The sequence below is a fragment of the Candidatus Cryosericum septentrionale genome, assembly GCF_003570995.1.
Taxonomy (GTDB): Bacteria; Caldisericota; Caldisericia; order Cryosericales; family Cryosericaceae; genus Cryosericum; species Cryosericum septentrionale.
The window spans coordinates 18,283-39,562 of the sequence record NZ_QXIY01000009.1; the positions used below are offsets into that span (position 1 = coordinate 18,283).

The 21,280-nt window shown below is 56.9% G+C and carries 16 protein-coding genes and 1 tRNA gene; 1 reads left to right on the forward strand and 16 read right to left on the reverse strand.

Annotation, left to right across the window (positions count from 1 at the left end):
• Nucleotides 1-95 precede the first annotated feature (95 nt).
• A complete protein-coding gene (locus SMC1_RS02625) occupies nucleotides 96-944 on the reverse strand; it encodes a DegV family protein (protein ID WP_165849164.1) in 849 nt (282 codons plus the stop codon).
• Between the two features lie 1,089 nt (nucleotides 945-2,033).
• On the opposite strand from SMC1_RS02625, the gene SMC1_RS02635 reads away from it, so the two are divergent.
• Nucleotides 2,034-2,213: a hypothetical protein gene (locus SMC1_RS02635; RefSeq protein WP_126855147.1), complete on the forward strand. Its 180-nt coding sequence runs from the start codon at nucleotides 2,034-2,036 to the stop codon at nucleotides 2,211-2,213.
• Nucleotides 2,214-2,521: 308 nt separating this feature from the next.
• On the opposite strand, the gene SMC1_RS10325 is transcribed toward SMC1_RS02635, so the two are convergent.
• From SMC1_RS10325 to SMC1_RS02710, 15 genes are all read right to left on the reverse strand, one after another.
• Nucleotides 2,522-2,707, reverse strand: a complete 186-nt coding sequence (locus SMC1_RS10325) for a hypothetical protein (RefSeq protein WP_126855148.1) — start codon at nucleotides 2,705-2,707, stop codon at nucleotides 2,522-2,524.
• 291 nt (nucleotides 2,708-2,998) lie between these two features.
• A complete protein-coding gene (locus SMC1_RS02645) occupies nucleotides 2,999-3,520 on the reverse strand; it encodes a flavin reductase family protein (protein ID WP_119085263.1) in 522 nt (173 codons plus the stop codon).
• A 188-nt stretch (nucleotides 3,521-3,708) separates the two neighbouring features.
• Nucleotides 3,709-3,840 carry a hypothetical protein gene (locus SMC1_RS11090; protein ID WP_279386557.1) on the reverse strand — a complete coding sequence of 44 codons (132 nt, stop codon included), beginning with the start codon at nucleotides 3,838-3,840 and terminating at the stop codon, nucleotides 3,709-3,711.
• A gap of 108 nt (nucleotides 3,841-3,948) precedes the next feature.
• A complete protein-coding gene (locus SMC1_RS02650; protein ID WP_119085264.1) occupies nucleotides 3,949-6,882 on the reverse strand; it encodes a PAS domain S-box protein in 2,934 nt (977 codons plus the stop codon).
• A 392-nt stretch (nucleotides 6,883-7,274) separates the two neighbouring features.
• Nucleotides 7,275-7,351 (reverse strand) — tRNA-Met (locus SMC1_RS02655).
• A 70-nt stretch (nucleotides 7,352-7,421) separates the two neighbouring features.
• Nucleotides 7,422-7,895 carry a S1 RNA-binding domain-containing protein gene (locus tag SMC1_RS02660; protein ID WP_126855149.1) on the reverse strand — a complete coding sequence of 158 codons (474 nt, stop codon included), beginning with the start codon at nucleotides 7,893-7,895 and terminating at the stop codon, nucleotides 7,422-7,424.
• Nucleotides 7,896-7,974: 79 nt separating this feature from the next.
• The gene (locus SMC1_RS02665; protein ID WP_119085266.1) at nucleotides 7,975-8,358 is read right to left on the reverse strand and encodes an FtsB family cell division protein; all 384 of its coding nucleotides are present in this window, start codon (nucleotides 8,356-8,358) and stop codon (nucleotides 7,975-7,977) included.
• Complete coding sequence (locus tag SMC1_RS02670; RefSeq protein WP_165849165.1) at nucleotides 8,355-10,226, reverse strand: aldehyde ferredoxin oxidoreductase family protein; 1,872 nt, start codon at nucleotides 10,224-10,226, stop codon at nucleotides 8,355-8,357. Before SMC1_RS02670 ends, SMC1_RS02665 begins: the two co-directional genes overlap by 4 nt.
• A gap of 35 nt (nucleotides 10,227-10,261) precedes the next feature.
• Nucleotides 10,262-11,227, reverse strand: a complete 966-nt coding sequence (locus tag SMC1_RS02675) for a DUF4388 domain-containing protein (protein ID WP_119085268.1) — start codon at nucleotides 11,225-11,227, stop codon at nucleotides 10,262-10,264.
• A 286-nt stretch (nucleotides 11,228-11,513) separates the two neighbouring features.
• The gene (locus SMC1_RS02680; protein ID WP_119085269.1) at nucleotides 11,514-11,894 is read right to left on the reverse strand and encodes a bactofilin family protein; all 381 of its coding nucleotides are present in this window, start codon (nucleotides 11,892-11,894) and stop codon (nucleotides 11,514-11,516) included.
• Nucleotides 11,895-11,911: 17 nt separating this feature from the next.
• On the reverse strand, nucleotides 11,912-12,865 hold the full coding sequence (locus SMC1_RS02685; protein ID WP_119085270.1) for a M23 family metallopeptidase: 954 nt from the start codon (nucleotides 12,863-12,865) through the stop codon (nucleotides 11,912-11,914).
• A 115-nt stretch (nucleotides 12,866-12,980) separates the two neighbouring features.
• Nucleotides 12,981-13,484: a DUF4446 family protein gene (locus SMC1_RS02690; protein ID WP_119085271.1), complete on the reverse strand. Its 504-nt coding sequence runs from the start codon at nucleotides 13,482-13,484 to the stop codon at nucleotides 12,981-12,983.
• A gap of 363 nt (nucleotides 13,485-13,847) precedes the next feature.
• Entirely contained in the window at nucleotides 13,848-17,486 is a 3,639-nt protein-coding gene (locus SMC1_RS02695) for a copper amine oxidase N-terminal domain-containing protein (RefSeq protein ID WP_119085272.1), read from the reverse strand.
• A gap of 894 nt (nucleotides 17,487-18,380) precedes the next feature.
• Nucleotides 18,381-20,267 carry a stalk domain-containing protein gene (locus SMC1_RS02700; RefSeq protein ID WP_119085273.1) on the reverse strand — a complete coding sequence of 629 codons (1,887 nt, stop codon included), beginning with the start codon at nucleotides 20,265-20,267 and terminating at the stop codon, nucleotides 18,381-18,383.
• 577 nt (nucleotides 20,268-20,844) lie between these two features.
• Nucleotides 20,845-21,280: copper amine oxidase N-terminal domain-containing protein (locus SMC1_RS02710; protein WP_133299404.1), on the reverse strand; the 436-nt coding region annotated here is incomplete at its 5' end.

The following is a 21,280-nucleotide window of genomic DNA, read 5'->3' on the forward strand; positions in this document are numbered from 1 at the left end:
CTGCAGCGAACAATCACATGGCGACGCGCTTGGCGCCAAACCAGTCGCACAGCGAGGCAATGGCGTAGATCATGGTTTCTCCCGTCCGTTGTCGGCTATTGTGACTTCTTCTCTGAGATGATGACTCCGACTATGTCAGGTCCCGACTGCGATCCGACGACAGGTCCAAGCTGGGTTAGAATGCTCGGCAGGTTGTGCCTGGAGGTGAACTCACGCTGGAAGTCCTCAACCTCGGCCCGGTTGGTGGCGTACTGGAACCCTATATACTCGACGCCCTTCTGCACATGCTTGTCGATGATTGCCGACAGACGTTCCAGCGCAACTTTCTTGGTGCGGGGACGGTCCACGACATCTGTGACCCCCTCGATGAAGGTGAGGATGGGCTTGATCTTCAGGATGCTGGCGGCGATGGTAGCAGCCTTTCCGATGCGCCCGCCTCTCTCGAAGTACTTGAGGGAGTCGAGCACGAAGTAGACATGGGTCCGCAGACACAGTGCCTCCACCTCGGCGACGACCTGCCCCAGCGGCGCCCCTGCTCCGGCGAGTTCTACTGCTCGTATCGTTGGAAAACCGGTACCGAGACCAGCATTCCAGGTATCCACCAGCCGGACATGAACCGTGTCCAGCTGGTTGCGCCCGGTGAGAGCCGCATTGAGCGTGCCCGACAGGCGCGAACTGATGTGAATCGAGACGATGTCGCCTTCGGGGTCTTTGTCCAGAATGGCGCGATATGCAGAAGCGAATTCGTCAGGCGACGGCTGCGTACTACCCGCTTTCGCGCCTGCCACGAGGCGGCGGTAGAACTCATCGTTCGTGATGTCGATGCCATCGCGGAAGTACACGCCGTCGAGCGAAACCCTGAGTGGAACGACCGTGACGCCATGCTCTTCGGCATACCCTTGCGGCAGGCATGCCGTGCTGTCTGTTACGATGTGGATGGCCATTGCCGGCTCCTTTCTCCGCTTGTGCATTCGTCCCCTTGCTCATCTTGTACAACCATCGTCTCAGGAAGAACCGATAACTCTTCCTTTCCGTACCTGAACACTAATACTCCCGCCATTGTCCTCCCTTCCTTTTTATAGGTGTGTAGCCCGGATCTCCTCAAGGAGGCCCTTGATCACAGCAGCATACTGTTGAGAGACCTCATTGACAGAAGCCGCTACCTCGCGAAAAGCCCGGCTGGCCGGAGCCATGAGCAATCCAGTATCCCCAGGTGCCGTCGGGCATACCGACCAGGAACGACTCGTATGCGCTTCCCGGCCCGGCCACCAAGCCCTGCTTCCTGGCCAGGCGGCCCGGCCAGCCCTGGGTCGCGAACCCGATGCGTGGCGCACCTGGAAGCGGTGCCACCTGGGGCATCATGTCATCCTCACAACCATGTGCCTCTCCATGGCATCAAACAATCCGCACAGATAGTCCGTGTCCAAGCTAGCCGTGCTGGATCTTCCGCGAGTCTATCATGGCCCATCTCGAGCCTCCTCCTTGAGCAGTACGGGCGCGCGATCATGGCCCCGACACCTGTCATCAAACAGAGCTTCCATACCCCCGGTTCATTTCTGACATCCAGCATATCTAGCCAAGCCCTGGCGTCAACATAGTGCGAACAGTGGACCGAACTGCGTTGTTCGTATCTGCCGCAGATTGAAGCGGCGGAGAAGTCAGACATCTAGCGATTCTCGATGAACAAACACGTTTCGCTATATGTATTGGCTAAGGAGTAACCCTGTATCTGCCTTATCGGCCCATAATGATTCTATCCTCTCTTACTTCCTGCAGGTTCCTTGTCCCCCTTAGCTCGGCAATAGCCGCCTTCGCATAGCAGTCTTCCCCGAGCAGAGAGCCAGTCTCTAAGTCGGGATACAGGAGGCCTTGGGGGAGGAGTCCTGCGACGATGACAGGGAACCCGAATCAGGTCAACGATGCTCCAACGACATTCCGGGAGCCACGCAAGCTATGAGTTCGAAGATCAAATTTTATAGTATGAGAGCGCATTGTGTGCGCTCAAGTGGCCCAAGAGAAAACCTCAGGCAAGCTTGACGCTCCACCTCACGTTTGGGAACACAACCACGAAGACACAGACGTATGCGGGCAATCTCCCGGGCGGCTCCTGGACGCGCATCGAGTTCATAGCAACTCCTGCCAGCGCAGACGACATGAAAGCAGTGAAGCTTACCTTTGACACGAACACCGTGTCGCTCGAGGGTGGGTCATAGCAGGGTAACTGCTGAGTACGTCCTTGTACCGACGGTTATGGCCGCATTCGTGGCCGGCCTGGTGACCCTGTTTCCCAAGAGACATGACCAAGACTGGGAACCCACCTCTCTCTCCCCGGCAAGCAATTGTAGAAGTACATGGGGTCACCCACAGAAGTAGTTCCAGAGACAACAGGTAGTCTTGTCCGGGACGGCTAGAGCCTCGAATGGTTGCTCACCGGCTGCTTCTGTCGTACAGTCGGAGCAGCAGGCTTTTCATACGCGGTGTTCTCTTCCTCCTCATTCTCTACTATCGCGCTCAACTTCCTCTAATCAGCAAGCAGCAGGTTCCAGTCCAGATTGACTGGGTCCACCACGAGACACGACGCGCATCTGCTCTGTCCATCTGTCATGCCAGACCAGACACAGCCGGCTGCATCTTGGACGTATTCGTCGGCGTCCTGGAGGAAGCATCCCTTACTGACGAGGATGTCCCGTGCGTTGCTGAAGATCACCTGTAGCGTTTCATTTCTTTTGTGTGCCTCCTGTGCATGTTTGTGACGGGCTTCTCTCGTCTCGCTACCTGCGTTGTGAAAGTCCCAGGACATTCATTATGGGAGAGAGCCTGCGCATCTTGCAGGTGTAATGGGCCCAAACACTCATCACCGTCACTCAGAGGGTGATCTTTGCCCGTAGGAGTCTCTTGTTCTTGTTTTTTTGTTATTCTGCACTCCCTTCCATGCCGTGGGCAAGCACTTGTTTCAGAATCCAATTCTTGAAGAGAGATCAGGGAATAGTCTTGAACTTTACAAGTTTTTAGACCTTGTATCATAAACTTTAGATGGAAAATCGCCTACAGCATATTCAATCTTCTTTTCTCCTTTTACAACCTTTTCGTCTGCATATGCCTCTATCACTTCACCAACAAAGAGGTTTTTGTCGCCTGTTTCAAATTTTTGCACTACTTTGCATTCCATATGAGCTACACATTCCTCAATAATTGGGGCTCTTAGTTTCCGTGCAGGTTTTGGTGTTAAACCTGTTTCCTTAAATTTGTCTACCTCGTGTCCTGAATGGTAACCGCAGTAATATATCTTTGCTTGCAGTTCTTTTGTGGGGACATTTACAATGAATTCCTTAGTGCTTTCTATTAACTCTGATGAGTAAGCCTTCTTTCCAATAGCGCATGCTATAAGCGGGGGCTCCTTTGAGACAGGCATGCAAAAACTAGCTGCAATAATGTTTGACTTGTCGTCTATATCTCCACAGCTAATTAGAAAGTGTCTCATAGGCCACATAAACTGCAAATATTCAACATCAGTTTTCATTCACACCTCCCCATTAGGATATTCTTAAGAGCATTTTCAATTCTTCCGGCCCCGCATGTATTCCCCAGACAGTCTTCTCTTCCTTCATTGAACCCTCCATACCGGATGATCACATCAAGACCGCACTTGGCGACCGCCTTCATCGCTCATTTGCGTCCTGGCCACCGACCTACGGAATGCGCGAATCCTTAGTTTCTTGTTTGCTGGTTTCGTCGATGTACTTCTCCAGCGACCTCGCCCGGCACGATGTCCATGATGACCTCCTGCACAATGCGCTTGCCACTGCCGCCATTCCCGCGCAGGCGGGAATCCACCCCCATCACTTCGTCATTCCCGCGTATGCGGGAATCCAGCGTTGTCTTCGGGGTCTGTTGTTGGGGTAGCTGCCAACTATGGCCGGAGTCGTCATCTCGACGCCAGCAGCCCGCTCAACCTCTGTGGAGCAGCATTTGCACCTTTCCCAGCAACTGGTCCAGGTCGTACGGCTTGCCCAGGAAGCCCTGGACACTGTTCTCCTCGAGCATCTGCTTGACGGCGCCGTTGGAGGTGTACCCGGAGTTCAGCAGGATGGGGACCGTGGGGTCCAGGGCCCTGATGGCCTGCACGACTTCGCCCGTGGTCATGCCCGGCATGGTCATGTCCAGCAGGATGAGCCCGATGCCCACAGGGTGATCCCGCAGGACGTTCAGGGCCGATGCCCCGTCCAGTGCTGTCAGAACCGTATACCCGCTCCTGCTCAGGAGAGCCTGAGTGACCGCGCACACGATTGGCTCATCCTCGACCACTAGGACAGTGCCGCTGCCTGCGTTCACAGGGATGGATGCGGGAGCAAAGGACTGCGCGGGTTCTTGCAGGCATCGAGGGAGGTAGATGTCGAAGGTCGCCCCCGAACATGTTTGTCCAATGCCCCCGAGGATGTTCTTCCAATCCGAGGGGTACTTCTGAGGGGCGGTTCTCCCGACACCTTCCGTGGATACTGCCGTGATCCAGCCTCCGGCCTGCTTGACGGCACCGTAGACGACAGAGAGTCCCAGGCCCGTGCCGGACCCTATTGGCTTCGTAGTATAGAAGGGTTCAAAGAGATGCTCCATGACCTCCGAAGACATCCCGGGACCGGTGTCCGTGACGCTGAGATGGATGAACTCACCCGTGCGCGCAAAAGGATGGGTCTGAAGGTATTCTTCTCCCACGACCTCGTTCCTGGCGCGTATCGTCAGCGCTCCTTTGCCATCCATGGCATCGCGGGCGTTCACCGCGAGGTTGAGCAAGATCTGCGTCATCTGTGACTGGTCCACCAGGACGTTCCACGTTGTCTGCTCATAGTCACGGACGATATCTATGGTGGCCGGCAGTGACTGCTTCAACAGCGCCAGGGTCGCATCAAGCGCGGCCGTGATATTTATGGGAACCGGCAAGACCATGGCACTGCGGCTGAAGGTCAGCAGTCCTTTCGTGAGGTCGGCTGCCTGACGGGCAGAGGTCTCGGCTGCGTTCAGGTTCTCCAGCAACGGGTCAGCTGGGGGCAGGCTGCCGCGCATGAGGGCGATGTTGCCCAGGATGCCGGTCAGCAGGTTGTTGAAGTCGTGCGCCACCCCTCCTGCCAGTGTCCCGATAGCCTCCATCTTCTGGGACTGACGGAGTTGGGCCTCAGTCTGTTCGCGCGACTCCTCCGCCTGCTTGCGGTCCGTGATGTCGCGACCGATACCTACCAAACCGATAATCCGGCCCTCCTGGTTCCGCAATGGAAGTTTAGAAGTGAGCAACCAACGTTTCTGTTGTTTCTCGTCAAGTACATACTCTTCCCTATTGAGCATTGGCTCACCAGTTTGCATTACCAATTGATCGTCAGCAAAGAACTTCTCCGCAAGTTCTCCTGGGTAAATATCAAAATCACTTTTGCCTAACAGATCAGCTTCCGATTTCGCTCCGATGTAGCGTACTTCAGCCGAGTTGACAAGTGTCTTGCGACAGGCCAAGTCTTTGGAATAAATTGAATCCGGAATATTATCGATAAGTGTACGAAGCAGTAATCGCTCATTGTAGAGTGTTTCCTCCGCCTGCTTGCTCTTGGTAATGTCGCGGTAGAGCAATTGATATTGCTTTTTACCGTTCCAAAGCTGCCCTTTGCGGGAGACTAGAAGATGCCGGACCTCGCCGTTTTTCCTCACGACGTTGACTTCATATTCCGAAGGAGAATCCTCGCCTTGCTGTCTTCTCTCATATCTCTTCTTGAATTCGATATAGCTCTCAGACGTGTACCGCTTTTCCAGGGGTGTCGTTCTCAATTCCTCAAGGCTGCTGAACCCATAGATATCCAGGATCGCCCGGTTGGCATAAATTGTCTCGCCTTCGGCAGTAACTATGCGCACGCCGAGCGGAGAGTCATCCAGAAAGTGCCGGAAGTTCTCCTCGCTCTCCCGCAACGCCTCCTCCGCCTGCTTGCGGTCGGTGATGTCGCGGTAGATGGCGTAAACCGCCTCCTGCTTCCCCGCGACCAGAATCGGTGCGCTGATGAGGGACACATCAACGAGGGTACCGTCTTTCCTACACCGCACCGTTTCCAGAAGAGATTCCTCCCCTTGGCCGGCAGACCTTGTTATCGCCCTGGCTTCTTCCTGGCGCGCGGGAGGGACCACCAGGTCGTCGATACATTGCCCGACAGCCTCATTGGCACCATAGCCAAACATGCGCACGAACTCGGCGTTCACCCGCATGACCTTTCCTTGGGGATCGTTGATCGCAATACCTTCCCGGGCCGTCTCCACCAGTTGGTCGAAGAACGCTCGTTCCCGCTGAGTCAGTTCTTCAGCCTGCTTGCGGTCGGTGATTTCCGTCCATAGGTCCTCATTGGCCTGTTGCAACTCCTCAGTCCGCTCCGCCACACGCTGTTCCAATTCGTCGTGCGCCTGTTTCAGCGCCTCATCGGCCTGCTTCTGGGCGGTGGTGTCCCAGTTCGTGCCGATCATGCGCACAGGTTGGCCGTAGGCGTCGCGCTTTACGATGGCGAGGACGCGGATGTTGTGGATAGCTCCGTTCGGCCAGAGAACGCGGAATTCGGTGTCCAAATCCTTTTCGCCACGCCACGCCAGTTGGACTTCTGCGTCGGCTTGCTGTACGTCTTCCGGGAGAACAGCCGTTTTCCAGGACTCGTAGGCACCGCCGAAGTGATCCCGCGTGACCCCGTAGAGGGCAAACATCTGGTCATCCCAAATCAGTATGTTCTGGACAAGGTCCAAGTCCCAGATGCCCACGCCGCCCGCGCGTGTGGCCAGCGACAGACGATCGTTGCTCTCCCGCAATGCCTCCTCCGCCTGCTTCTGTAATATGGCAGCCTCGCCTGAACGGGTTTCCTTGTCAGTCATGGTCTCCCCTTTTGCCTGTTTCCGGGCCACGTTTGGCCATGCCAGCGATACCCTGCACTGCCGGCGACTGCCTTGTGCATGTTTGTTCCATTCGCAGCTCCTGAACTGTTGACTTCGTCCAATGGCAGTTTGCTTGCCACACGCGCGAAAAGTGGGGAACGCGCTCCATCCTGCTCTCAGGATAGTCGTGGCAGAGAGTGGGTCAAGTGCCGCAATGCTGGGGATGAATGAGCCGAGAGAGACTCGAGCATTGCCTGCTGGGCCCAGTAGTGTTACACGCGGCTGCACATTCGGGCGCGGAAGCTGACGAGTCTGAGAGGTCCGGTGCCGCGACGGGCGAAAGGAGTCGGTGGGGTTCGCAGGTGGTGCTGGAAACGCAGTATTGATGCATGTGGTGGCGGCGGGGGGAGTCGAACCCTCGACACTCCGGGTATGAGCCGAATGCTCTAACCAACTGAGCTACGCCGCCACAGGGCGCTGGAAAACTGGAACATAGTAGCAGAGGCGACAGCTTCTGTCAAGTCAGGAAAAGCGAGACGCTATCCGCGCTTGCGCTCTGTCCGCTTCTTCTTGTCGACCTGGCACTCCTGTGAGTCCTGCAGATACCGCTTCATCATCATGTCGAAGGGGCTCAGCACGGGCTTTTCGTGGAAGGGACGCGAGTTGTAAGAGGGACGCGCAGATGGCGCACCTGGCGCAGAAGTCTGGGCAGGGGAGCTACCTTCCGGGGCGGGCGCGGCAGGCGTTCCATCGGCAACACCGGCGGCCTTTGCAGCCTTGATGGAGAGGTTGAGCTTGCCATCCTTGTTGCGGCCAATAACGCGAACGATGACCTTGTCCCCTTCCTTGAGGAACTGGTTGACGTCCTTGACGTAGGTGTCACTGATCTCTGAGATGTGAACCAGACCTACCTCATTAGTGTCTGTCTTGACAAACGCTCCGAATGGAACGATCTTGATGACGATGCCTTCGGTTAGCTTGATGCGGTGCTCTTCGGCCATTAAACTAGTCACTCACCTCTGTGGGGGATAGCTCTGCCGACGTGGCAGGCTCCAACAGAACAGCATACAGTGCCCAAGCCAAAATGCAACCCTAAAACCATCCCTTGACCCATGTGATCAGCTGACTCAGCACGCGAGGGATGCCTGTCAGCTTAGGAGGAACCGGCTCTCGGGCCGTGCGATCCACAGGGAAGAGGATGACAGTGTCGTTCCTCTTGCTCATGAGCATGTCCTCACGCGCGGCCTTTTCGATGTAGGCTTTGGTCGCATGATATTCCATGACCTTCTGTTGTTCGAGCGTCTGCGCGCTCACCTGCTGCAACTCGGCAAACGTGCGTGTCGTCTCCCGGTCCGCCTTGCCCAGATAGGCGAGCGCCGAAATCGTGCTCCAGATGAGATAGCCGATAACGAAGCAGGCTACCAGCATCATGACCTTCTGCATGTTCAGTGTATGTCCACGCTTCCGTTGTCTCAACACAGGTCTCCCCCTTCAGGCGCCGGGTCCACGGTGCTCAACTGGTCGATGCTCAACCGTCTCACCGTTTCGGCCGTCGGAATACCCAGACGGTCCCAGCCCCTGAGGTCATAGTACTCATTCAACACGTCCGCGTCAAGCCACGCAACGTGCCCTGCAACGCTTCCACCCCGGTCAGTGCTCAGCAAGCGCTCAGGCAACGTATCGTCCGCCCTGGAGATGCCCATGCGTGTGGCAAGCAGGCGTTTGTAGGTGTAGATGCGCTCACCGATCTCCATGAGTTCGGCGGTGCTCAGCCGGCGCCCAGTCACGGCGCTCAGGAACTGGCTCATCAGCGTGAGGTTCAGGCCTCCGTAGATGGCAAACTTGCAGAACTTGAGACTGTCGAACAGACCCATCAGGTCCTGCGTGGCTTTGACCATGGCAACCTTGCCGGTATGCTCGAACCGGTCCATCGGTGCAGTCAGCCCAATCTCGGGCATCGTCGCCGCCCGCTCGAACGCATAACTGAAGCCCTGCAGGTGGCACGCGCCACGCGTTGCGGTCGCGTAGCCCAGACCCAGCGAAACGTAGGCCCGTGGGTCATGTGCCGGCAACTCCATGCCCTTGACTTCCATGGCCAGCTCGAGGTGCCCAACCGACGCCGCAAACGTGCGGGAGCCGTCTGCCAGCCGTGTACCGAAGCCCTGCCGCCGGGCGACGCGCGGAATCATGGCGAGGACTGCCTCGCCGTTGCCCCACACAAGGTCGATGCCGTCAGTGTCAGCAGCAGTGACCAACCCCAGTTCACGAGCCTCCATGGCCGTCGCCAGCGTTCCGCCGGTTGAGATCGTGTCCAGACCGAGGACGTTGCAGAGGGAGGCGGCCTGCTCGACGACGTCGAGATCTGTGAGCATCAGCAAGGACCCAAGTGCCCCAACCGACTCGTACTCGAGCCCGGCTCCGTTGTGCCCCTCGTGGCCCTCCACATGCAGGCGCACGGTACGGCCGCAGCCGATGGGACAGCCGGCACAGTGATACCGGCCGGTGAGGCGCTCGGCGATAGCCTCGCCGCTCAGCGCGGCCGCCTGTGGGAAGCTCCCGTCCCGCCAGTTCCTGATGGGCAGGTCTCCAGCTTCCTCTGCACGCTGTACACCCCCGGTCGTACCAAACAGGTGCATGCCGATGGCTCGCTCGCGCATGGCGGGAACCGTCTCCCGCATCAACTGCTTCAGCGCGTCGGGGTCGTGCACGAGAACCTGTTTCGTCCCACGCACGGCGATACCCTTGAGCAGTTTCGACCCCATGACGGCGCCCAGCCCACCGCGACCTGCCACACGCGCGTCTGCCCCATCGTGCACGATGTTGGCCATGAGGACAAGGCGCTCCCCCGCAGGACCGATAAGTGCAGTGGAGAAACCACCTCCCAGGCGTGCCCGCAGGGCCGTGTCGGCATCGATGACGTCCTTGCCCCAGAGGTCTCCAGCGTCCTCAAGCCGAACCTGGTCCCCGTCGACAACGAGGACACTCGCGCGCGCCGCCGAACCCGTGATAACCAACGCGTCGTACCCCGCTCGCTTCAGGGCTGTTCCGAACGTGCCGCCTGCGTCCCCTTCGCCGTAGGCGCCGGTCTCGGGAGAGCGTGTGACGACCTCGTGCCTGCCAGAGGTCGGGGCGAATGTCCCGGTCAGCGGTCCTGTAGCGAAGACCAGCGCGTTCCCCGGTTCGAGAGCGCCCGCGCCCGCCGCCGAGTGATGCTCCCACAGCCATGCGCCCAAGCCTGACCCACCGAGCAGAAGGTCCCGCGCGCCCGCGTCGAGCACCTCGTCACGTGACGTCCCTTGTTCCAGGTCGACAACCAGGACGCGATTCCAGTATCCTCCGCTCATTTCACGTACCTCCCCAAACGAACCGATGTTTTCACCTACAGGAACACGTCCAGAGATTGCAGGACGGCTTCGCGCTCCAGCGGAGTCGTAAAGTGGACCGACTGCGCGACGCGACGCACCCATCTCCGTCGCCTGGCACCCCAGAAGAACACGGACATCGTCGGGTTGAGAGCACGCAGTTCCGCAAGGTACTCCTCCTCATCGGAGGGCAGGTCCGACAGCAGGAAGAAGAGGACATCAGCCAGCCGGACCATGTCTTTCATCGTGTCGTCCAGCACCTGCATGACAAACACGGTCGCCAGGTCATAGGAAGGGTGAGAGATCGTCCTCCGGTAGAGCAGCTCATGACTGTCCCACTGCAGCGGCATCTGCGCGCCACAGACGTTCTGCCAGAAAGCATTGGCCAGCAGGGCGTCGCGCGAGGCAACAACGCAGCGATACGTCGCCTGACGCGGAGAACGCACAAATGGCACGATCTCGAAGGACTCCTGTCGTGCCATCCGGTTCAGCGTCCTGGCAACCTCGAGCACGTCCTGCCCGAGCACTGACGCCAGCGAATCGATCGTCTGCGCACGGTCCCTGGTCAGTTGCGCAATCTCATATTCCGGAGCGGCCAACTGCTGCACATCCTTGCTGAGCTTGCTGCGCCACCAGTAGAGGCGCCCGGGATCCAGGAAGCCGAGATCGGTACCAGTCAAGCGATTCTTCCATTCTGCGAACCCGGCATCGACGTCGCTCAGGTTCTGGAAGACGCAGTTGGATACATAGTCCGAGGTAACGGGCCCCAGCGCAAACGTGCCCTCGGTCTCCATAAGTAGGAGAAACAGTGCGGTCTCGCCACCCAGCTGTCCCCGACTCGCGTAGCGAATACCACTGCGGCCAACGACAACGTCGTACCGGGCGACCCTCGTCGTAACAGACAAAAGTGCACTCGGGTCCTTGGTGAACAGCACTTCGAGAATTGTGCGAGCTGGAAACTCGGCCAGTTTGCCTTCACCCATCGTACCCCTCCAGCAGACAGTCCCCTCAGATCACCGTCGCTCGAGCCAGACCATCTCGTAGCTCAGAGTATAGCACCGGAACATCCAGTGCAATAAAACGTGGTGTGTCTCCCGATTCGCCATGCCCGCGCAGGCAGGAGTCCAGCTTTGCGTGAAGTGATGGGTTCCCGCCTTCGCGGGAACGACAAAGATGCGCGGGGACGACTGAGGGGGCCACGACACTGGCATACGGCAAACCGGCACCATGAACCAAGCGCCGGCTGCGTCATTCATATGTAGTGGAAGACTAGCTCTTCGCGCTCGGAATCCCGACCTCTCGGGGAGTCGTTTCGAACTTGCCGGACACTGATGCACCCTCCTCGACGGAGATGCGCGCACTCGTGATGTCGCCCTTGACGGTCGACTTCTCCAGAACCTCAACCTTCTCCGCGCCGGTGACATTCCCCTCGACACGTCCTATCACGACGACCAGACGCCCTTCGACGTTGCCATGCACCTCGCCCTGTTCGGCGACGGTGATCGTCCCGTGACCGGTAACGTTGCCCTGCAGTTGACCCTCAATGTGCAGGTCTCCCTGATTCTCGACGTCACCCTTCACGACGAGGTCGTGGGCAAAGAAAGACGCCGTCTTGCTCTCTGTAGAAGTCTTGGATGATCCAAATGCCATGGCTGTCTCCTCCGCACCTAGTCGAGATACGTCATCGGGTTGACCGCGGTACCGTTGATCATGACTTGATAATGGCAATGCGGACCAGTGACACGACCGGTCGATCCCTCGTAGCCGATGACCTGGCCCTTCTTGACGGTCTGCCCCGCGGAAACGGCCATGCGACTCATGTGGCCGTACAAGGTCTCGATGCCGTTCCGATGGTACAGCGTCACCGAAATACCGTAGGTGCCGTTCCAGCCGACTTGCTCCACCGTGCCGTCTGCCGTCGCACGGATCGCTGTGCCATACGGAGCTGCGATGTCGACGCCGTCATGCTCTTCACTGCTGCTGCCGCCGAATGGGTTGGAGCGCCAGCCAAACGGCGACGTAATAAGGCCATAGAGCGGCCAGATGGAAGGGGTCTTCGAAAGCATGCTGTTGTACTTGGAGGCGGCATCCTGGAGGACGATAAGGTTCTTCTCACGAGCTTCGGCTGCTTTCTGCACGACAGCAGTCGACGTCGACAGCTGTGTTGCAGCTTCGCCCAGGCCACGGCTGACAGAAAGGGTCGGCGTGGCCGTCGATTTAAGGATGGACGCCAGGGAGGCGCTGTTCCCGCCGACGCCAAGCATCTTGCGGACCTTTGCATCAAGGGTACCCAGATAATCGACATACTTCTTGAGTGCCGTCAGTTCCGTGTTGCTGGTGCTGATGGCCTCGTTGGCAGCATCAAGTTGAGTCGCCTGCAGGCGCACGACCTGATCAAGACCCCTGCCGTCGTACTGGGCGACAGTGTTCTTGAGCCGCGTGTTCTGCGCAATGGCGTAGGCGAAGCCTGAGACAAAGAGGATGAATGCGGTGATGACACCGTAGATGGCCAGGCGCGAGACCTTGAACTGATGTGCACAACCTTCGTACTGTGGAACGATCATGACCGAGTAACAGGTGCGCTTGCTCTTCTTCTCGACTGAAGCCTTCTTCGCCATCATCGCCTCGCTTTTTCACAATACTGCAGGAATTCGGCTCTCGTCTGGGTATGCATTGCCCGGACATAACACCCACGTACGATAATATAGGAACTCAGACGAAAATGCAACTCTCGGGTCACAACGGGTTGTTCTTCTTGAGCAGTTCCTCCTCTTCGCGACTCAGCGCCGCGTCACTCTTCCAATTCTCAATCCGTTTCACATACACCTTGCTGCCCTGGGTACTCGTGAGTGACGTCAGAATAATCCCTGCTCCATTGCGATTGAGCATGAGCAGCGAGAAGCTGAACTTCCCCGCCTGTCCCGCAAATGCATCATAGTAGTCGATGTCCACGGAGTCGAAGAAGCGGTGGCTCGTTTTCTCGAGATCCGCGCAGGCAGCCCGCGCCTCGTTCTGCGTGGTGGTCTGCTGGTCGAAGGCATGGGTCACCGTGTCGATGTGTGCGTAGAACGATGGATCCGCAGCCTTACCAAACACCATCGCCAGACGTGTACACTGGTGCTTCCACTGCACGAGAAGAACGACCCCGATGACCAGGACGGCAACGACTGCCACGCCAAAGGCCAGACGGGCCCAAACGGTGTTCAGGACTATATCGACAGACTGCAGAACCTGTTCCATGTCATTGCCTCGCTGTAGATGACTGTGATATGTACAAGTGCAAGTATATCCAGCACACGCCGGTGCGCAACCCGTGAGGGTCCATCATTCCCGCGCCACCGTCATTCCCGCGCCTCTTTGTCATTCCCGCGAAGGCGGGAATCCAGTTCTTTTGTTGAAGGGTACAGCGAAGGTGTAACAGTCTCGGAGAAAACGGAACCGTCCCGAGAGTGTTACAGTCGCCCGTGCATGCGGGAATCCGGCCTTGTCTTTGCCTTTGGGGTCTTCCTTGGCCCATCCTTTCCTGTCTGGATATGCAAAAGGCCCCCGGTTGCCCGGGGGCCTTCGTGTTACTGTGCTTCTACAGTCTGCGTAGTCGCGAGACTACGGAGCCGGCGTAACCGCAACCGGGACCAGGTAGGTGATGGTGATGGTGCGAAGAGCAGGATCCCAGACCACATCGCCGCCGAATGACTCGGAGATGACGCGGAGAGGAACCATCGTGCGGCTGTTCTTGATGTACGGAGCAGCGTCCAGAGCAATGATGTTGCTATTGATGACGGCAGTTGCATTGCCGATCTGAAGGCCAATGGTCGTGTCGCCAAGAACGATCGTGACGCCCTTGGTCTCAGGAAGCCACGTAACCGTGGAGCCAAAGGTCTCAGCAATGAAGCGAATCGGAACGAAGGTGCGGCCGTTGACGATTTCAGGAGGAGCGTCGACGGAGGTAGCCTTGCCATCAACAGTTACAATGTCAGTACCAACGGTCAGGACGATGACTTTCTTGACCGCAACGGGGACCGTTACAACAGTGACAACACCAGCGGCGTCGATGGTGACTGCGGCCGTGGTAGTGAGGCCGGCAGCGGAAGCACTGACATTGCCGGTTTCAGCTGTTGAGTATGTCAGAAGACCCTGTGTAGGTGCAACGTTGGAAATAACAGCAACAGGGAGAGTATCTGCCCAGGCTGCCTGCGTTGTATAATCCAAGGCAGCGTACCCTGTGCTTGCAGCAATAGCACCAAACTGCTGCTTGCCGGCTACCTTCAGGGTAGCAGGAACGAGCTTGACAACAAGGCTGGTGATTGTCTGTGGAGCAACGTCAATGACCACAAACGAACCACTGTACGTACCATATGTGGCAGTGACCAACGTGACACCACTGTCTGTCATTGCCATCACCAATCCATCACTATTAATGGTCGCGATTGCTGGCAGGCTGGATGTCCATGTAGCACCGACAATTGCACCAGTGGAGTCAACTGCGACCAGCTGAATAGTCTTGCCCTCTTCAACATAGGCCGGCTGACCCAGTCCACCAAGCGTATGAATGGTGAGGGAAGTGGCAGTGACACTGGTGCTGGCTGTAAGCGTCTTTCCATTGCCAATAGCGCCAGCGACAGTCTGAACCAACTTAATAGACGAGCCGGTTGCCGTAGCAATAACGTTGCCGCCAACCACAGCGTTAATGGCAGCAGTCAACCCAGTGGTGACCTTTGTCAAGGAATCGCCGGACACCACCGTATACGATGCAGTGTGCGATGTTCCAGTAGTATCTTGCCACGTGGCTGTCGCCACGGTCCCAGCAATAATGGGGGCACCACTGACTGCACCACTGAGTGTCAAGAAACCGTACGCCTTAACGGCTGCTTGCAGCTGGACCATGGAAACCTCAAGCTGGGCGCCAACAGGCGGCGGGGTAACCATACCGGTGAATGTGATAGTTTGAGCAGTACCAACAGTGAGCCAGTTCGGATCAGTGGAGTTGAGGGTAAGGAAGCCGACAGTAGTCGGTCTCATCACGGAAACAACACCAGCCAAGGTTCCGACCTTAGCAATCGTCACATCGATTAGTCCAGTCGAACCACTCATCATTAAGACGGTGCCGACGCCAGAAGCACCGGCGGCAGTAACAGTAACCTCATCGCCAACAATAGGCAGGTCGGCGCCGATGAATGTAATATACTGGTTCCCGAGAGTAGCCCAGTCTGCATCAGTGGAAGTCGCTGTTAGAGTTAGCGGTACCGAAACGCTGACATTGGGGGCTGCGTCAAATTGGCCAACGCCCGCAGTAGTCACGTTTACAACACCAGGTGATACAACAGTACCAAGAGCATCGACAGCTGCTACGCCTACACCATCAACGCCGCCGGTAAAGTTGCCAGCTGACGTCACGGTAAGCGCCGTAGGGGTAGTCGTGGTAACCGGAACGACAACCGCGGCAGCCGGGGTAAAGACGATGGGGGAAGCAGCAAAAGTGCCACCGCCCGTGCTATTCCAAGCTTGAACCCAATACCAATAGGGCTGGCTGGCAGCAGTTGTTGTATCGGTGTAGGTGTATGATGCATTTACAACACTAGTAGCAAGGGTGGAACCCACATAATCAGTTGATATGGGACTGGCACCTGTCTGGTTGCGATAGATCTTGAAGAATATGGCATCCGCGGCCGAATAAGTCCACTTCAGAAGGACGCTTGTCGCACTTACCGGTGTCGGAGTAGCCAATGTAACAGTGCCAACGGGAAGGGTAGTGACAACAGAGCCAGAAATCGTTACCGTAGCGTAGGCAGTCTTGGTGACAGTACCTTGGACATAGGTACCAAGGATTGTGTCAGTCTGAGCCGCCACTGTAGCAGCTGGGGCTGTATAGGTGCTTCCGCTGAATGTTCCAAGCGTAGGAGTGTAGGTTGCAATAACAGTTGCGGTGGTAGCATCACTGTACGTAGCGGTCGCAACAAATGCCTGCGTGTCAGCGCCGGCAAGAGTGACTGTAGCTGGAGCAATGGCGATGCTGCTCAACGTCACACCGATACCAAGAATCGTTATCGCAGCAGTGGCAGTCTTGGTGACAGTACCTAGAGTATAGGTACCAGTGACTACGGCAGTCTGAGCCGCCACTGTAGCAGCTGGGGCTGTATAGACGCCTGCCGGGGTGGTGACTGATCCAACCCCACTCGTAAGAGCGTAGGTTGCAGCAACAGTTGCGGTCGTATCATCACTGTACGTCGCAGTCGCAGTAAATGTCTGCGTGCCAGCGCCAGCAAGAGTGACTGTAGCTGGAACGAGAGCGATGCTGCTCAACGTGGCAGGAACCGGAGCAGCCGCGGCTGGGGTCGCAGTAAGAGTGATCGCATTGCCATCAACGCCAGCTGTTGCCGCTGTGATAGTGATCTCCATGCCGATCGATGCCGCGTCATAGGTAGCGCCATCGTTAATCAAAAGCGCTAGCTTGGTAGCCACACTACCCGGAGTATCTAAGGTGACAGCCGTGTAGTTGTATGCTGTTCCCGCGACGGTAGCCGTGACTACATTGTCGGCAGTGACAGTGCCACCAATGGTAACAGTACCAGTGGCCTTGACGCCGGCGCCGGTTGTATCGGCCATCGTAACCGTGACCTGGTCGCCTATGTGAAGGTTTCCAGTGGGAGAGGTCAACGCGACGGTCTGGAGGGTGCTTCCTGCAACTGCCTTGAAGTCAGTATCAGCAGTGGTAGCAGTGAAACCAGGCGTCGTCGTATCCAGCTTGATCAGAGTAATTGTACCAGACGCTGGTACAGCACCAATAGTAACATACATATGTGTCGCGTCGATAATGCCAGTAACTAAAGCCGTCCCGGCGGTGGCAGCGTCGGTCATAATGATATCGCCAACGAAAATGTTGGCAGTGCTGCTGACAGTCACGAGTTGTGAGGAGGCTGCTGTAGCCTTGAAATTGGCATCAGTTGTCGTCGCGAGGGTAGCAGTCGTACGTGTTGTAGCAGACACGGCGCCGGCGCCCGTGAAGGTTCCCTTGGCAGCCGTGTCGATGGTCACCACAGCGGTTGTAGGAGCGGCAGTTGTTACAGCTGTTACCGTAGCTTTGCCGGAAACGGCAGTGGCCCCAGCATCTATGCCACCTGTCAACGTAGCAGCGGAGGCTGTAGCCGTCAAGGTTACAGCTGCCTTTGCCGAACGGGCGCCGACGCCTGCGAACAGGCTGAGCACCATGGCAAGGGCTACAAATATAGATAGGAACTTCTTCATTGAGTAATCTCCTTTTTAGTTTGGTTGAATGAAGATTGTGGAATACGACCGATTGGCACGGAAGCCGTGCCGCGGCAGAGCCGCTAAGGTGGACCATTTCTCAGACGTGTGTCCGAGTTGCCTCTGCCCCAGTACGCCCCTCGCATTGAAAAAACATGCTCGGGAGATAAGCAGAGACGTCCTCGACCGATCCGTACCCTGCTGAGACGGAGCCGCAGAACGTTGGCTGTCACGAGGACTGCTTCGGGCCGTGCAAGCACGGCTGATCCTGGAGGCAACTCTGCAAGGAGTCCGCGTTCTGTGCGCCAGGTACATGCGCATCCTGCGGTGACACATCCTTGCCCTGCCTGAGAAGTGAAGCGGTCCGACTGCCAAATCCTGAAGCATACAGCAGGAACGAAACAATACTGAAGCTTGAGATACGAGAACGCGGGTGGAACGCTCGATTAATGAAGCTTGAGACACAATGACACATCGGGTTGTGTAACGTTTACCCAACCCGGGTACTACCTGATATCTTGCCCTTCAGTTTTCAACGCGCATCACAGCAGTGCCAAGTACTCGCCGCACACAAGCGGCTTGGTTGCTGAGCGGAACTGCAGGAAGAAGAACGAGGAACAGGAGCACACCACAAAACTTCTTCCACCATCTATGATGCACAATCTGTGCCAACCGTTTTCCTGATGTCCTGTCTGCCTTTCTGTGACTGGCTGGTGGGTTCCGTCGTCCTCGCGGATGCGGGGACCCATGCAATGATGCAAAGATGGATTCCCGCCTGCGCGGAGAAGCACCCCTCGCCTTGGACAAAAGGGCTCGGGGGAATGACGGACCAAAAGATGAACTCCCGCCTGCGGGGGAATGACGGAGGCAGGCGGGAATGACGGAATCGTGAGACTACGGGAGCAAGTAGGTGATGGTGATGATGTGGTTAATAGGATCCCAGGCCACATTGCCACCGAATGACTCGGTGATGACGCGGAGAGGAACCATCGTGCGGCTGTTCTTAATGTACGGAGCAGCGTCCAGAGCAATGATCTTGCCATTGATGACTGCGGTTTTGTTGCCGATCTGGAGGCCAATGGTGGTGGTGCCAAGGGTGATTGCGATGCTCCTGGTCGCAGGGATCCACGTAACCGTGGAACCAAAGGTCTCAGCGATGAAGCGAATCGGAACGAAGGTGCGGCCGGCGACGATTTCAGGTGCAGCGTCGACAGAGGTAGCGTGGCCGTCAACGGTCACAATGTCGGTACCAATGGTCAGGACGATGACCCTCTTGACAGCAACAGGGGCCGTTGTAATAGTGACAACGCCGGCGGCGTCGATGGTGACTGCGACCGTCGTAGTGAAGCTGCCGGCGTAAGCACTAACATTGCCGGTTTCAGCTGTTGAGTATGCCAGAAGACCCTGTGTAGGTGCAACGTTGGAAACACTGGCAACAGGGAGAGTATCTGTCCAGGCTGCCTGCGTTGTATAATCCAAGGCAAGGTACGCCGCGCTCGCAGCAATAGCACCAAACTGCTGCTGGCCGGCTACCTTCAGGGTAGCAGGAACGAGCTTGACGGCAAGGCTGGTGATTGTCTGTGGAGGAATGGCAATTACCACAAACGAACCACTGTACGTACCAAATGTGGCAGTGACCAAAGAGACACCACTGTCTGTCATTGCCATCACCAATCCATTACTATTAATGGTCGCGATTGTACCGGTGCCAGACGTCCATGTAGCAGCGACAATTGCACCAGTGGGGTTAACTGCGACCAGCTGAATAGTCTTGCCCTCTTCAACATAGGCCGGTGAAGTCAGTCCACCAAGCGTATGAATGGTGAGGGAAGTGGCAGTGACACTGGTGCTGGATGTAAGCGTCTTGCCATTACCAGCAATGCCAGCGACATTCTGAGTCAACGTAATCACATACGCGTAAGGATTGGTAGCAATAACGTTCCCGCCAACCACAGCGTTAATGGCACTTTTCAACCCAGTGGTGACAGTTGCCAAGGAATCGCCGGACACCACCGTATACGATGCAGTGTGCGATGTTCCAGTAGTATCTTGCCACGTGGCTGTTGCCACGTCCCCAGCGGTAATGCCACCACCGATGGTCAAGAAAGCAAACGCTGGAACGGCTGCTTGCAGCTGGACCATGGAAACCTCAAGCTGCTCGCCAACAGCCAGCGGGCTAACCATACCGGTGAATGTGATAGGTTGAGCAGTACCAACAGTTAGCCAGTTCGGATCAATGGACCTGAGGGTAGTGAAGCCGGCACTCGTCGGTCTCATCACGGAAACAGCACCGCTAATGGTCCCGACAGGAGCAGTCGTCACATTGACTTGGTCAGTCGTAAGACCGCCAACCGTAGTACCCACCATTAAGACGGTGCCGACGGCAGGAGCAGCGCTGGCAGCAACAATAACCTCATCGTCAACAATAGGCAGGGTGCCGGCGGTGAATGTAATATACTGGACCCCTAGAGTAGCCCAGTCTGCATCGGTGGAAGTCGCTGTTAGAGCTTGCGGCACCATAACGCTGACATTGGGGGTTACTGCATCAAACACGCCAACGCCTGCGGTAGTTACGTTTACAACAGCACTGTTGGAACCAGATGATACAACGGTACCAACAGCATTGACAGCTGTTGCGCCTGAACCAGCAAGGCCGCCGGCAAAGTTGCCAGATGGCGTCACGGTGAGCGTCGTAGCTGCCTTTGCCGAACGGGCGCCGACGCCTGCGAACAGGCTGAGCACCATGGCAAGGGCGACAAATATAGATAGGAATTTCTTCATTATCTGATCTCCTTTTAACTTTGGTTGGATGAAAATTGTGGAATACGACCGATTAGCACGGCAACCGTGCCGCGGCAGAGCCGCTAGAGTGGATTGAGATATGAGAACGCGGGTGGAACGCTAGATCAATGAAGCCTCAGACATGATGACGCATCCGGTTGTGTAATGTTTACCCCACCCGGGGACTACGTGCTCTCTTGCCTTTCAGTTTTCAACGCGCATCGCAGCAGTGCCAGGTACTCGCCGCACACAAGCGGCTTGGTTGCTGTGCGGTCCTGCAGGAAGAAGAACGAGGAACAGGAGTACATCAGAATACCCCCCTCCACCATCTATGGTGCACAATGTATGCCAACCGTTTCCCGAATTGTCGTTCATGCACTGTTGATGATGAAAGGATGGATTCCCGCCTTCGCGGGAATGACGGAGAGGGAGGGGAATGGCAACTCGAAAGGTCCCTTTTTGTCGTCCTCGCGGATGCGGGGACCCATGCAATGATGCAAGGATGGATTCCCGGCTTCGCGGAGAAGCACCCCTCGCCTTGGACAAAAGGGCTCGGGGGAATGACGGAATCGCGAGACTACGGGAGCAAATGAGTGATGGTGATGACGTGCTTAGCAGCATTCCAGGCCACGTCGCTGCCGAATGACTCGGAGATGACGCGGAGAGGGACCATCGAACGACTGTTCTTGATGTACGGGGCAGCGTCCAGAGCAGTGATGTCGCCCTTGATGACTGCAGTTGCGTTGCCGATCTGAAGCATGATGATGGTACTCCCAAGGGTGATCGTGATGCCCCTGGTCTCAGGAAGCCACATAACCGTCGAACCAAAGGTCTCGGCGATGAAGCGAATCGGAACAAAGGTGCGGCCGGCGACGATTTCAGGTGCAGGGTCGACCTTGGTGGCGTGACCATCAACCATCACAATGTCGCTGCCAATAGTCAGGACGACCACCCTCCTTGCCACAACAGGCACAACAGGGACCTTTACGATCGTGACAGCTCCGGCGGCGTTG

Coding starts and splice junctions, on each gene's coding strand:
- SMC1_RS02670 (WP_165849165.1), bottom strand. CDS start 10,226: ATGAGCGGAGGATACTGGAATCGCGTCCTGGTTGTCGACCTGGAACAA.
- SMC1_RS02700 (WP_119085273.1), bottom strand. CDS start 20,267: ATGAAGAAATTCCTATCTATATTTGTCGCCCTTGCCATGGTGCTCAGC.
- SMC1_RS02645 (WP_119085263.1), bottom strand. CDS start 3,520: ATGAAAACTGATGTTGAATATTTGCAGTTTATGTGGCCTATGAGACAC.
- SMC1_RS02685 (WP_119085270.1), bottom strand. CDS start 12,865: ATGATGGCGAAGAAGGCTTCAGTCGAGAAGAAGAGCAAGCGCACCTGT.
- SMC1_RS02650 (WP_119085264.1), bottom strand. CDS start 6,882: ATGACTGACAAGGAAACCCGTTCAGGCGAGGCTGCCATATTACAGAAG.
- SMC1_RS02680 (WP_119085269.1), bottom strand. CDS start 11,894: ATGGCATTTGGATCATCCAAGACTTCTACAGAGAGCAAGACGGCGTCT.
- SMC1_RS02690 (WP_119085271.1), bottom strand. CDS start 13,484: ATGGAACAGGTTCTGCAGTCTGTCGATATAGTCCTGAACACCGTTTGG.
- SMC1_RS02625 (WP_165849164.1), bottom strand. CDS start 944: ATGGCCATCCACATCGTAACAGACAGCACGGCATGCCTGCCGCAAGGG.
- SMC1_RS02695 (WP_119085272.1), bottom strand. CDS start 17,486: ATGAAGAAGTTCCTATCTATATTTGTAGCCCTTGCCATGGTGCTCAGC.
- SMC1_RS11090 (WP_279386557.1), bottom strand. CDS start 3,840: ATGGGGGTGGATTCCCGCCTGCGCGGGAATGGCGGCAGTGGCAAGCGC.
- SMC1_RS02675 (WP_119085268.1), bottom strand. CDS start 11,227: ATGGGTGAAGGCAAACTGGCCGAGTTTCCAGCTCGCACAATTCTCGAA.